The organism is Streptomyces sp. GSL17-111 (assembly GCF_037911585.1).
GTDB lineage: Bacteria > Actinomycetota > Actinomycetes > Streptomycetales > Streptomycetaceae > Streptomyces.
The window spans coordinates 2,468,437-2,480,570 of the sequence record NZ_JBAJNS010000001.1; the positions used below are offsets into that span (position 1 = coordinate 2,468,437).

Genomic DNA, 12,134 nt, shown 5'->3' on the forward strand with positions numbered 1-12,134 from the left:
GGGCAGGGCTGCGGTCTTTGACTGTAGTCACACTACAGTGATACTCGTTGGAGTGTGACTACAGCGAATGGACGGGTACTCGTCGTGGGCGGCCGGGGAGCCGTCGGCTCGGTCGTGCGCGGCACGCTGGAACGCTGGTTCCCGGGCCGCGTGGTGACCGCCGGACGCAGCCCCGGCGGCCACGGCGCGCCCGGCGCGCCCCACGGCCCCGGCGTGCCCGGCGTCCGGGCGGACGTGACCGACGCCGAGGGATTCCGCCGGGCCCTGGACGGGCTCGGCGACCTCGCGGCCGTCGTGCTGTGCGTCCAGCCGCCGGACACCGGGCCCGCCACGGCGTGCCTGGAGCGCGGCATCCACCTCGTGGACGTGAACGCCGAGCCGGACCTGATGCGCCGGACCACCGGGCTGGACGGCCTCGCCGACGCCGCCGGAGCCACCGCCGTGCTCAGCGTGGGCCTGGCCCCGGGCCTGACGAACCTCCTCGCCGGTCGCGCGCACCACGCCCTCGGCGGAGCTGACCGGCTGGAGCTGACGGTGCTGCTCGGCTCGGGCGAGCGGCACGGCGCCGACGCGGTGCGGTGGACCGTCGAGGCGCTGACCGAACCGCCCGGCGACGCCCGTCCGCGCCGCGTCGCGCTCCCCGGCCACGGGCGGCGGACGGCCCGTCCGTTCCCCTTCTCCGACCAGCACACGCTGCCCGGGACGCTCGGCGTGCCGGAGGTCACCACCCGGCTGTGTCTGGACTCGCGCCTCAGCACCGGCCTCCTGTTCGCCCTGCGTCCGGCCGCCCGGCACCCCGCACTGCGCCGGGCCCTGACGTCGATGCTGCTGCGGACCCACCTCGGGGGCGACGCCTTCGCCGTCCGCGCCGACGCCTGGCGGGACGGACGCCACGCGGCCCTCGCCCTCACCGGCCGGGGCCAGGGCCGCGTCAGCGGACTGGTCGCGGCGCACACCACCCGGGAGGTGCTCGCCGGGCGGCTGCCCACCGGCGTCCGTCACCTCGAGCAGCTGCCCGCGCTGGCGGACCTGCCCGAACGCCTGGCCCCGGACGGCGTCGTCCTCCACCCCCTCCGCAGCACCGTGTCGCGGCGATCATGACGCAAGCGTGATGTGCGCGTGCCCGAACAGATGTGTGGCGTTGCTAGCGTCTCGCGGGTTCGTTGCAAGATCGTTCCAGGTGGGTTGTCAGAGTGGAGCAGGCGTCAGGGGCCGGGGAGCCGGAGAGAGAACCGTCGATATCGGACGCGGACTGGCTGCGGTTCCAGCAGGCGGGTGGAGACGTCGCGGACGTGCCCAAGGAGCCCTCGGCACGGGCCCGGATGGTGACGGCCCGGCTGCGGGAGTTGGACGCGGAGGCGGCTCGGCGACAGCCGAAGCGGTGGTGGGAACGGAGGCCGAAGGAGCCCGAGCCGTGGCAGCCGGACGGCTGGCGCACGGGCCCGGCCTGGCGGCCGAGGCGGAACCGCTCCGGCCGGTGGATCGCCGGATTCGTGGCGCTGTTCGCGGTGAGCGCCGGCCTGGTGACCTACCTGGACGACGCCGCCCCGAGCCTCGACCTCGGGCGCGGCGAGGAGGCCGCTCCCCTGCCCGCCGAGACGGCCGCGCCGAGCACCGCACCGGCGGACGAGGTGTTCCCCGACCGGCCGACGCTCAAGGAGCCGTTCAACGGATCGCCCGCGCAGCGCTGGGAGTCCGGGGCCGACGCCATCGAACTGCCCGAGGCCGAGGCGGTCAACGGCGTGTCGGCGGATCAGGTGGCGGACTCGGCGCGGTTGCTGAAGGAGTTCCTCGTCGCGGCCAATCTCGACCCGGGCGTGCTGGCGGGCGGCGAGCCGACGGAGGCCGTCGGGATGCTGGACCCGCTCGGCTGGGAACTGGTCGAGGAGACGCGGGAGGCACTGGCGTCACCCAGCAGGGAGTTGGACCCCCTGTGGCTGTTCTCCCGGTTCGACACCGACGAGGTGAATCTGCTTGAGGACGTCCGGGTGCGCGGCCGGATGGAGGTGACCGCAGGGGACGCGGACGGCAAGGCGGTCATCGAGAGTGACTACTCGTTCGTCTACGCGGTGGAGAACGCCGATGTGCCCGGCGAGGTGACGCGGACGCTGGTCCGCAGGGAGATCCACGCGGAGGTCGCTGATCCCGCGCACTGGGAGGGCACCGAAGGCACCCTCTGGCTCCTGGAATACAACATGGAGGTGGGCAACAGCTCCTGCTCGGTCTACGACGGACTGCTGCACCCCACGTTCGACTCCGAGCGCCTGGGCGACCCCGCGCCCACCGGCCCGACCGCGGACCCGTACGACCGGAGCGACTCCCTCGCCGAGGACGGCCTGGGCGAGGAGTGCGGAGTCGTCAGCCGCATCTGACCTTGGCCCCGGACACCCCGCCGAACGCCCCACCCCAGGCACTCCCCGGGCGGGGCGTCGGCGGGCAGCTTGCACCAAAGCAAGTTGCATCAATGCAAGTTTCACGGTTGCATCGCTGTGGAGGTGAGCCGCTGTGGATGGTTTCGTGGGACGCCGAGCCGAGCTCAAGGCCCTCGCCGACGTACTGACGCCGGTGCGAACCGGCGGGCGCGGCGGGAGGCGCGGTCGCGCTGTGCTGATCAGGGGACGCAGGCGGGTCGGCAAGTCACGGCTGGTCGAGGAGTTCCTGGAGCGGTCGGGCCTTCCGCATGTGTTCTTCACCGCCGTCGGCGGCTCGAAGCACGAGGACCTGGCGGGCTTCACCGCCGAGCTGGCCGCGTCCGCGCTTCCCGAGTCCTCCCGGGTCGCGGACGTCACCGCGCCACAGACCTGGGACGCGGCCCTGACCCTGCTGGCCTCGGTCCTCCCCACCGACACGCCGAGTGTCGTGGTTCTCGACGAGATGCCGTACCTCGTACGCGAGGACCCCACCTTCGAGGGCGCCCTCCAGAAGGCATTCGACCGGACCCTGTCCAAGCTGCCCGTGCTGTTGATTCTCGTCGGCTCCGACCTGGCCATGATGGAGCAACTCAACACGTACGGACGTCCGTTCTACCAGCGGGGGACGGAGATGGTCGTGCCGCCCCTCAACCCGGCCGAGGTCGGGACCATGCTCGACCTGCCGCCGGCAGAGGCCTTCGACGCGTACCTGGTCAGCGGCGGACTCCCGCTGATCCTGGAGGAGTGGCCCGTGGGCGCGGGCCTGTGGGGATACCTGGAGGAGGCCCTGCGCCGGCCGACGTCGGCCCTCCTCGTCAGTGGTGAGCGGACGCTGGCGGCGGAGTTCCCCACCGAGGCCCAGGCACGGACGGTGCTGGGAGCCATCGGACACGGGGAGCGCACGTTCAGTCTCATCGGACGCGCGGCCGGTGACCTGAACCCCGGCTCACTGACCCGGGCGCTGGAGCTGCTGGTCTCCCGCCGAATCGTCACCGCCGACCATCCGCTCTCGACCCGGCCCAGCCGCGAGACCCGCTACCGTGTCGCCGACCCCTACCTGCGCTTCTACCTGTCGTTCATCGGTCCCCGCATCCCCACGATCGAGCGGGGACGCGGGGACCGGGTCCTCAGCGCCCTGCGTGACAGCTGGACCTCCTGGCGGGGACGGGCGGTCGAGCCCGTCCTGCGAGAAGCGGTGTGGCTCCTCGCCGAGGATCACCTGCCCCACGGCACCGACGTCATCGGCGGCTACTGGACACGGACCAACGACCCCGAGATCGACATCGTCGGCGCGGACCGCTCGCCCATCGCCAGACGGATCACCGCCGTCGGCTCGATCAAGTGGCTGGAGAACAAGCCCTTCGACGATCGCGACCTCGCACGTCTCAGAACGCACCGCTCCCAGCTCCCCGGTGCCGACGACACCACGCCCCTGCTCGCCGTGGCACGCAGCGGCTGCACCGCCGACGGCGTCGTCCACCTCGGGCCGAGCGACCTCATCGCGGCCTGGGGCTGACCCGGCCCCTCGCATGGCTGGGCCCCCGCCGAGTGGACGGGGATGACGGCCTGGCCGGTGACGTTCGCGACCGGACCACAGGTAGGTATGGTGCGGTCAGGCGACCGTGTACTCCGCGTCGCCGAAATCCGCCACCACGCGCAGATGCCCGCCCAAAGCCTCTACATAGGAGCGCAGAGTCGCCAGCTCGGCGCGGTCGAGCATCCCATGCTCGATCGCCGACACGCGAGGAGCGGAGACCCCCATCGACGCCGCGACCGCGCGCTGGGTCAGCGACTGCTCCCGCCGGATCTCCGCGAGCTTGTACGCCCGCACCTCGGACACCAGCCGGCCCATCGCCGCCTGCTTCTCCGCAGGCGTGCGCACCGGCAGCCCGGCGGCCCTGCGTCGTTCATGGGCCGCCCGCTTCGCGTCCTCCCAGCTGACCGCGTCACTCATTCGTACTCCCTGGTCTCCAGATCATTGAGGTGTGCCCGATAGCGCTTCTCCGCGAGAGGGATATTGCTGTCGTACCAGCCACGCCAGTCGCCGGCCTTGTCCCCCGCGACCAGGAGCACCGCACGGCGAACAGGATCGAACGCGAACAGGATCCGGATCTCACTACCGCCGCCAGATCCCGGCCTGAGTTCCTTCAGATGATGCTGTTCCGCTCCCTTGATCCGGTCCACCAGCGGACGGCCGAGCGTCGGCCCCGTCGCCGCCAGCAGATCAACCGCGTCTTCCACCTGTTCAGCACTGGTCCAGTCAGCCTGAGCCAGTGCCTCGAACCACGCCGCGACCTCCGCGACGAGGATCACTTCCCATTGAGCCACGACCCGCATGTTAATGCAAGCATTAACCCTGTTCGCCACTCATCGCTCATGCCTCACCACGAATCAGTAACGCGGCTCCCGGCCCGTACCACTCCGCCGGGACGACCGAGCCCCGACGGCGCGGGACCGGCGGGGCTGCGGAGTCGTCCGGGGAGGCGGGGCGACTACGACACGGTGGCGACCACCGGGCGAGCGGCGTCCTCACCGTTGTCCCAGTCGTCCAGGTTGAACGACGTGGCCGCGTCGTACTTCTCCCGGTCCAGGAGCTTCTCGCGAGCGGCGACGATGACGGGGACGACGGCCTGGCCGGTGACGTTCGTGGCGGTCCGCATCATGTCCAGCACCGGGTCGATGGCCAGCAGCAGGCCGACGCCCTCCAGGGGCAGGCCGAGCGTGGAGAGGGTGAGCGTGGTCATGACCGTCGCGCCGGTGAGGCCCGCCGTCGCGGCGGAGCCGATGACCGAGACGAAGACGATCAGCAGGTAGTCCTGGAGGCCGAGGCTCACGCCGAAGATCTCGGCGATGAAGATCGCGGCCAGGGCCGGGTAGATCGCGGCGCACCCGTCCATCTTGGTCGTGGCCCCGAACGGGACGCTGAAGCTCGCGTACTCCTTCGGCACGCCGAGGCGCTCGACGACCTTCTGCGTCACCGGCATGGTGCCCACCGAGGAGCGGGAGACGAAGGCGAGCTGGATCGCGGGCCACGCGCCCCGGAAGAACTGCACGGGGCTGACGCGGGCGGCGAGGGCCAGCAGCAGCGGGTAGACGCCGAACATGACCAGCGCGCAGCCGATGTAGACGTCGGCGGTGAACGTGGCGTACTGGCCGATCAGGTCCCAGCCGTACTGGTTGATGGCGTTGCCGATGAGGCCGAGGGTGCCCAGCGGGGCGAGGCGGATGACCCACCACAGCGCCTTCTGGAGCAGGGCTAGCACCGACTCGCCGAAGGCCAGCAGCGGTTCGGCCTTCGCACCGAGCTTCAGGGCGGCGACGCCGGTGACGGCGGCCATGAACACGATCTGCAGGACGTTGAGTTCGGTGAACGGCGTGATGACGTCCGTGGGGACGATGCCGGTGAGGAAGTCCAGCCACGAGCCGGAGCTCTCCGGGCGCTCGCCGTCCTCGGGCGTGAAGCCGGTGCCGGCGCCTGGGTCGGTGAGCAGGCCGATGGCCAGCCCGATCGAGACGGCGATCAGCGACGTCGCGAGGAACCACAGCAGCGTACGGCCCGCCAGCCGGGCGGCGTTCGAGACGTTGCGCAGGTTGGTGATCGATATCGCGATCGCGAAGAAGACCAGCGGGGCGACGGCCAGCTTCAGCAGCTGGACGAAGAGGTCACCGACCTTCTCCAGGCCGGTGCCGAGCCAGTCGACGTCGGCGCTGCGGGCGAGCCAGCCCAGCAGCACGCCGAGGACGAGACCGGCGAGGATCTGCGCCCAGAAGGGCACCTTCGGCAGGCGGCGGAGGGGAGAGGCGGCGGACGGCCGGACCGGCGGGGTCGCCGACGGCTCGGCCGAGGACGGCGTGGGGGACACGGACACACTCCGGTAAGGGTCGTGGGAGCTACAGCACGAGAGACACGAAGGAGGGGCGTCCGGGATTGTCGTCCGGACGCGGGGATGTCGCCAGACCTGCGGTCAGGGGCGACAGGCCGTCGTCCGACAGCGGCAGAGGTCGACGTGCAGCCGGGCCACGAGGGCGGCGCTCCGCAGGGCGGGGCGCGTCGGGGCTGCGTTCGTCATGGACCTCACGCTAACACTGGGACTTATGGCCCCTCAAAGCCTTCCTTTGGGAGCCGGTGACGTGAGACGACAACACCCCTCCGGGCGTGGGTGATTCCCGAAGGGGTGCCGACCGTGCTGTGACGAGCGTTACGCGACGCCGTCCTCCTGGTCGCGGTTGGCCGCGAGCCGTGCCTTGACGTTGCCGGAGACCTTCTCGACGCGCGGCGCGATCTGCTCGGCCATCTCGTCCCGCTGACGCCGCAGGAGGACGAAGCTGAGCGGCGCGGAGACGACGATCGCCAGCGCCACCAGCCACAGCGGGTTCGACTTGCCGATCCCCTCCGGGATCACGCCGACGTAGGCGAGCACAGCCAACACGGCGAAGCTCGCGGCGAAGAGACCCAGCCGCAGCAGGGTGTAGCGGAGCGTCGCCCGGGGGGTCGTGGTCGGAGTGCTGGTCACGGTGGTCTCTTTCTCGTCCTGCGGGCCCGGGGCCCGGGGGCCTGCGGGTCCTGCCGGTTCTACGGGCTCTGCCGGTGCTGTCGGCTCTGCGGGCGTCGTCACGTCAGGGGGAGCCACATCGTGATGTCGTCGCGGTAGTCGTCGTCACCGACCCTGATCGCCTCCGGCACCCGCCCGACCTCCTTGTAGCCGCACGCCGCGTAGAAGTGCTCCAGGCCCATGCCGCCACGGCAGGTGAGCCGGATGCCCCGGACGCCGTCGATGGCGCGGGCGGCCTCCTCGGCCGACGCCATGAGCGCCCGGCCCGTGCCGGTGCCCTGGAGGTCCGGGTGCACCATCACGGAGTACAGCCACACCCAGTGTCGCATCAGACGGTGGGTGTTCAGCGTGAAGAAGGCGGTGGCCTTCACCTCACCCGCCGCGTCGAACCCGGCCAGGAGTCGGGTGCGCCCCTCGGACATGGCGGTGAGGTGCTTGAGAAGCTCCGGCCGGACGTCCTCGGCCGTCACCGGCGGGACGAAGCCGACCGCCCCACCGGCGTTGACGACGTCCGCCCACAGCCGGCAGGTGCCGTCGACCGTCGCCCGGTCCATGCCGGGGTCGAGCACGTAGCGCATGGTGTCCGCCGCCGTGTCTCAGAGCCGCATGGGCTGCGGCGTCTCCCGGCGGCCGGCCTCCGGGCCCGGGTACTCGCGGACGATCTCGTAGCGGGTGTTGCGCTCGACGGGACGGAAGCCGGCGTCCCGGATGAGCTCCAGCAGGTCCTCGCGGGTGAGCTTGTCCGGGGTGCCGAAGTCGTCGGCGTCGTGGGTGATCTTGTACTCGACCACCGAGCCGTCCATGTCGTCCGCGCCGTGCTGGAGGGCGAGCTGCGCCGTCTGCACGCCGTGCATGACCCAGAACACCTTCACGTGCGGCACGTTGTCGAACAGCAGCCGGGAGACGGCGAACGTCTTCAGCGCCTCGGCACCGGTGGCCATCGTGGTCCGGGCCTGGAGGCGGTTGCGGATCTTGCCGTCCTTCATGTCCACGAAGTCGTGCTGGTAGCGCAGCGGGATGAAGACCTGGAAACCGCCGGTCTCGTCCTGGAGCTCACGCAGCCGCAGCACGTGGTCGACGCGGTGGCGCGGCTCCTCGATGTGCCCGTAGAGCATCGTGCTGGGCGTCTTGAGGCCCTTGCTGTGCGCGAGGCGGTGGATGCGCGACCAGTCCTCCCAGTGGGTGGCGTGGTCCACGATGTGCTGCCGGACCTCCCAGTCGAAGATCTCCGCGCCACCGCCGGTCAGCGACTCCAGACCGGCGTCGATGAGCTCGTCCAGGATCTCGCTCGCGTCCATCCCGGAGATGGTCTCGAAGTGGTGGATCTCCGTCGCGGTGAACGCCTTGAGGGACACCGACTCCGGCAGCGCCTCCTTCAGCGCCCGCAGCGAACGCGGGTAGTAGCGCCACGGGAGCGTGGGGTGGAGGCCGTTGACGATGTGCAGCTCGGTGAGGTTGTCGCCCTCCATCTCCTTGGCGAGCTTGACGGCCTCCTCGATGCGCATCGTGTAGGCGTCCTTCTCCCCCGGCTTGCGCTGGAAGGAGCAGTACGCGCAGGACGCGGTGCACACGTTCGTCATGTTGAGGTGACGGTTGACGTTGAAGTGGACGACGTCACCGTTCTTGCGGGTGCGGACCTCGTGGGCCAGGCCGCCGAGCCAGGCCAGGTCGTCGGACGCGTAGAGGGCGATGCCGTCCTCACGGGTCAGCCGTTCGCCCGCGCGGACCTTCTCCTCCAGCTCGCGCTTGAGCCCAGCGTCCATGCGTCGCGCCTCCTCGGATCTGCGCGGGCCTCCGCTCGCGCCTTCAGCTCGCAGCATCCCGAGCGTACGCCACCCCCAACCGGGGCAAGCCGGGCGGGGTGGTGCCGCACGACGGCACGACGTGCCCCGACCCGGGGAACGTGCCGCGCCCGCCCTCAGGCCCCGAGGGCCTCGCCGCCCGGCAGCTCGCCGACGCGGTTCTCCCACTTCGTCGACAGCACGATCGTCGTGCGGGTGCGGGAGACGCCCTGGGTGCCCGACAGCCGGCGGATGGTCCGCTCCAGGCCGTCGACGTCCGTGGCCCGCACCTTCAGCATGAAGGAGTCGTCACCCGCGATGAACCAGCAGTCCTCGATCTCCTCCAGATCGCGCAGCCGGTGGGCGACGTCGTCGTGGTCGGTGGCGTCGGAGAGCTGGATGCCGATGAGGGCCGTGACGCCGAGGCCGAGGCTCGGGGCGTCGACGGTGGCGCGGTAGCCGGTGATCACCCCGGCCGCCTCCAGCCGGTTGATCCGGTCCGTCACGCTCGGTCCCGACAGGCCCACCAGCCGGCCCAGCTCGGCGTAGGAGGCCCTGCCGTTCTCCCGCAGCGCCTGGATGAGCTGTCTGTCCACGGCGTCCATGCGTCGCCTCGCCCTTCAGTTGTCCCGCACGAGCTCTCTTCGGTATCAGAATCTAAGCCATGGAGGGCGGTGTACCTGCGCTACCCAGCCCGCCCCGCCACCGCTGGTACAGCCGGTGCGGCACCCCCGCCGCGTCCAGCGCCCGCCCCGCCACGAAGTCCACGAGGTCCTGGATGTGCCGCGCACCGGCGTAGAAGGCGGGCGAGGCGGGCAGGACGACGGCCCCCGCCCGGTCCAGCGCGACGAGCTGCTGGAGCGTCGGCCCGTTCAGCGGCGTCTCGCGGACGGCGACGACCAGCGGGCGCCGCTCCTTCAGCGTCACGCTCGCCACCCGCTGGAGCAGGTCCTTGGACAGCCCGAGCGCCACCCCGGCGACGCACGCCGTCGAGGCCGGGATGATCAGCATGCCCCGGGCCGGGTAGGACCCGGAGGACGGTCCGGCGGCCAGGTCACCGGCGGGCCAGTGCCGCACGAGCCCCTCGGGGGCGTCGTCGGGCAGCGCGTCGGGGAAGGCGTCGGGTGCACCGTCCGCGCCCCGGGACAGCCAGCGCCGCAGGTCCTCGCGCCAGTGGGCGTCCCGGAACGGATGGCCCGTCTCGTCCAGCACGGTCAGCCGGGCGGCCCGGCTGACCACCAGGTCCACCGGCTCGCCGGCGGCGATCAGGGCCCGCAGGACGGCGGCGGCGTACGGCGTCCCCGAAGCACCGGAGACTCCGACGATCCAGGGGCGGCGTGGCTCGGCGTCGATCACACGTCGAGCCTACGGGCTGGGGCGCCGCGCCGTCGGGGCGCCCCGACGGGGTGCCCCGACGGGGCGACCGGGTGCCGACGGTCACAATGGGGCGAACCAGCCGACGCACCACGTGTTCGCCGAGCCGCCCGGGAGTCCGCCATCACCGCTCGCACCGGAACGCGCCCCCGCCCTCGCGGCCGGGCGCTCACCGCCCTCGTCGCCCTGTTCGTGTGCACGGGCCTGCTGGCCGGAGCCCTGGCGTGCACGGCCACCGAGAAGCTGACCACCGCCGTCCGCATGAAGGCCGCCGTCGACCGCCTCGGCGCCGACGAGGCCGTCTCCGTCACCGCGCGGCTGGAGGGCACCCCGGAGGAGGTCTTCGCCTACCTCCGGCAGCGGACCGGCGCCGGCACCGGCGAGCGACGGCTGCGCGAGCAGGCCCGCCTGCTCTCCGACCTGGAGGTGGCCCTCGCCGTCAAGGCGGACAAGCCGCTGCGCGACCTGGGCCGGTCGGACCGGGTGGACACGGCGGCGGCCGTGAGCTTCGGCGGCCGGGACGTCCTCGGCGTCAAGTCCGTCAACCACAAGCTCTACGTACGGGTGGGGCTCGCGGCCCTCGCGGCGGAGGTCGGTCACCGGGGGCCGGTCCTGCGGCACGTGCCCGAGCTGGAGCGGCTCACCGACGAACTGCCGTCCTCCCTGCACGTCGCGCAGTCCGCCCTGCGCGGCGACTGGGTGCAGGTCGACTCCGCCGCGTTCGGCGAGTTCGCCGAGGTACTCGGCGGCGGCGCCGACACACCCGCCGAACGGCTGGCCCGCTCCACGTCCGTCCTCACGACGGCGGAGCTCCAGCACCAGCTCGCGGACGCCGTGCGCGACACCCTCACCACCCACGGCTCGGTGCGGGCCGACGGTGAGCGGGACGGCGCCGAGCACGTCACCGTCACCCTCCCGGCACGCGCGGCCGGACGCACCCTGGCCACCGCGCTCGACCCGCTGCGCTACTACCTGGGCGAGCCGGACCTCACCCCGCTCACGGACGCCCCCGACCGCCCCGTCCGGCTCGACCTGGCGATCCGGCACGGCGCGCTGTCGTCGCTCACCGTCGACCTGGGCCGGCTCGACCGCCACAACCCCGGCGGCCCGGACGCGGCGACCCTGCCGCTGCGCCTGGACTTCGCCCCCGGCGAGGTCGCCTACGTCGCGGCGCCCTCCGTCGCGCAGCTCCACCCCCAGGACCTGCTCGCCGCGCTGACGTTCGTCACCCTCCGCGAGCCGGAGCTCTCCTCGCTGTTGCACACTTTGCGTACGCTGGATCTGTAAACCACGCCCGGGCGGATGGGGGTCTGCATGTCGTACGGACCGCGCGGGACGGGCACCTACCCGTCGCGCCGCTCGCGGGCGGTCACCGCGGGAACGTTCATGCTCTCCTGGGCCGCGCTGCTGTGGTTCCTGACCGCCCTGGACGGCTCCAGCGGGCTCATCGTGAGCGAGTACGGCATCCAGCCCCGGGAGACGGACGAACTCGCCGACATCTTCCCCGCCGCCTTCCTGCACTTCGGCTGGGACCACGTCGCCGCGAACACCCTGCCCCTGGTGATCTTCGGTTTCCTGGCCGCCGTGCGCGGCCTGGGCCGGTTCGTCGGCGTCGTCCTCGTCATCATCGTCACCAGCGGGCTCGGCGTGTGGCTGACGGCTCCCGACGGCACCAACACCGCCGGCGCCTCCGGCGTCGTCTTCGGCCTCTTCGGCTACCTCCTCGTGCGCGGCTTCGTCGAACGCGACGCGCTCGACATCACCGTCGGCATCACCGTGCTGCTGCTCTACGGCTCGATCCTGTGGGGCGTCCTCCCCACCTCGTCCGGCGTGTCCTGGCAGGGCCACCTCTTCGGCCTGATCGGTGGGGTGATCGCCGCCTTCTGGCTGCGCCGCACACCGCCCCGCCGCCGCCCGGCCCCCTACGGCGCCGGGCCGAGCCCCTGGAGTTGACGGCTCCGGCCCGACCCCTCGAAGAGCCCGGCCGGGGAGCCGAATCGGGTGCCTCGGCACGG

13 protein-coding genes are annotated in these 12,134 nt (G+C 72.0%); 5 read left to right on the forward strand and 8 right to left on the reverse strand.

Translation table 11 applies throughout. The features are described 5' to 3' along the window. Positions 1–54: 54 nt before the first annotated feature. The 3 genes from V6D49_RS10820 (at position 55) to V6D49_RS10830 (ending at position 3,927) form a co-directional block, all read left to right on the forward strand. Positions 55–1,101: a saccharopine dehydrogenase family protein gene (locus tag V6D49_RS10820; RefSeq protein WP_340559110.1), complete on the forward strand. Its 1,047-nt coding sequence runs from the start codon at positions 55–57 to the stop codon at positions 1,099–1,101. Positions 1,102–1,193: 92 nt separating this feature from the next. Beyond that, a complete protein-coding gene (locus V6D49_RS10825) occupies positions 1,194–2,372 on the forward strand; it encodes a hypothetical protein (protein ID WP_340559112.1) in 1,179 nt (392 codons plus the stop codon). A gap of 133 nt (positions 2,373–2,505) precedes the next feature. Continuing rightward, positions 2,506–3,927 carry an ATP-binding protein gene (locus tag V6D49_RS10830; protein WP_340559114.1) on the forward strand — a complete coding sequence of 474 codons (1,422 nt, stop codon included), beginning with the start codon at positions 2,506–2,508 and terminating at the stop codon, positions 3,925–3,927. Between the two features lie 96 nt (positions 3,928–4,023). Here V6D49_RS10830 and V6D49_RS10835 read toward each other — a convergent pair whose 3' ends face one another. From V6D49_RS10835 to V6D49_RS10870, 8 genes are all read right to left on the reverse strand, one after another. After that, the gene (locus V6D49_RS10835) at positions 4,024–4,365 is read right to left on the reverse strand and encodes an XRE family transcriptional regulator (protein WP_340559116.1); all 342 of its coding nucleotides are present in this window, start codon (positions 4,363–4,365) and stop codon (positions 4,024–4,026) included. Continuing rightward, positions 4,362–4,748 carry a type II toxin-antitoxin system RelE/ParE family toxin gene (locus V6D49_RS10840; protein WP_340563865.1) on the reverse strand — a complete coding sequence of 129 codons (387 nt, stop codon included), beginning with the start codon at positions 4,746–4,748 and terminating at the stop codon, positions 4,362–4,364. Before V6D49_RS10840 ends, V6D49_RS10835 begins: the two co-directional genes overlap by 4 nt. Positions 4,749–4,903: 155 nt before the next feature. After that, complete coding sequence (locus V6D49_RS10845) at positions 4,904–6,274, reverse strand: dicarboxylate/amino acid:cation symporter (RefSeq protein WP_445330502.1); 1,371 nt, start codon at positions 6,272–6,274, stop codon at positions 4,904–4,906. A 336-nt stretch (positions 6,275–6,610) separates the two neighbouring features. Further along, positions 6,611–6,925, reverse strand: a complete 315-nt coding sequence (locus V6D49_RS10850) for a DUF4229 domain-containing protein (RefSeq protein WP_340559120.1) — start codon at positions 6,923–6,925, stop codon at positions 6,611–6,613. Positions 6,926–7,023: 98 nt separating this feature from the next. Next, the gene (locus V6D49_RS10855; protein ID WP_340559122.1) at positions 7,024–7,542 is read right to left on the reverse strand and encodes a GNAT family N-acetyltransferase; all 519 of its coding nucleotides are present in this window, start codon (positions 7,540–7,542) and stop codon (positions 7,024–7,026) included. Positions 7,543–7,560: 18 nt separating this feature from the next. Then, a complete protein-coding gene (mqnE, locus tag V6D49_RS10860; RefSeq protein ID WP_191211316.1) occupies positions 7,561–8,727 on the reverse strand; it encodes an aminofutalosine synthase MqnE in 1,167 nt (388 codons plus the stop codon). A 155-nt stretch (positions 8,728–8,882) separates the two neighbouring features. Then, a complete protein-coding gene (locus V6D49_RS10865) occupies positions 8,883–9,350 on the reverse strand; it encodes an Lrp/AsnC family transcriptional regulator (protein ID WP_340559123.1) in 468 nt (155 codons plus the stop codon). Positions 9,351–9,402: 52 nt separating this feature from the next. Next, positions 9,403–10,098, reverse strand: a complete 696-nt coding sequence (locus tag V6D49_RS10870) for a UbiX family flavin prenyltransferase (RefSeq protein WP_340563868.1) — start codon at positions 10,096–10,098, stop codon at positions 9,403–9,405. Between the two features lie 213 nt (positions 10,099–10,311). Here V6D49_RS10870 and V6D49_RS10875 point away from each other — a divergent pair, with 213 nt between their 5' ends. Continuing rightward, a complete protein-coding gene (locus tag V6D49_RS10875; RefSeq protein ID WP_340559124.1) occupies positions 10,312–11,406 on the forward strand; it encodes a hypothetical protein in 1,095 nt (364 codons plus the stop codon). A 27-nt stretch (positions 11,407–11,433) separates the two neighbouring features. Beyond that, positions 11,434–12,072, forward strand: a complete 639-nt coding sequence (locus V6D49_RS10880; protein WP_340559125.1) for a rhomboid family intramembrane serine protease — start codon at positions 11,434–11,436, stop codon at positions 12,070–12,072. The last annotated feature ends 62 nt before the right edge of the window (positions 12,073–12,134 follow it).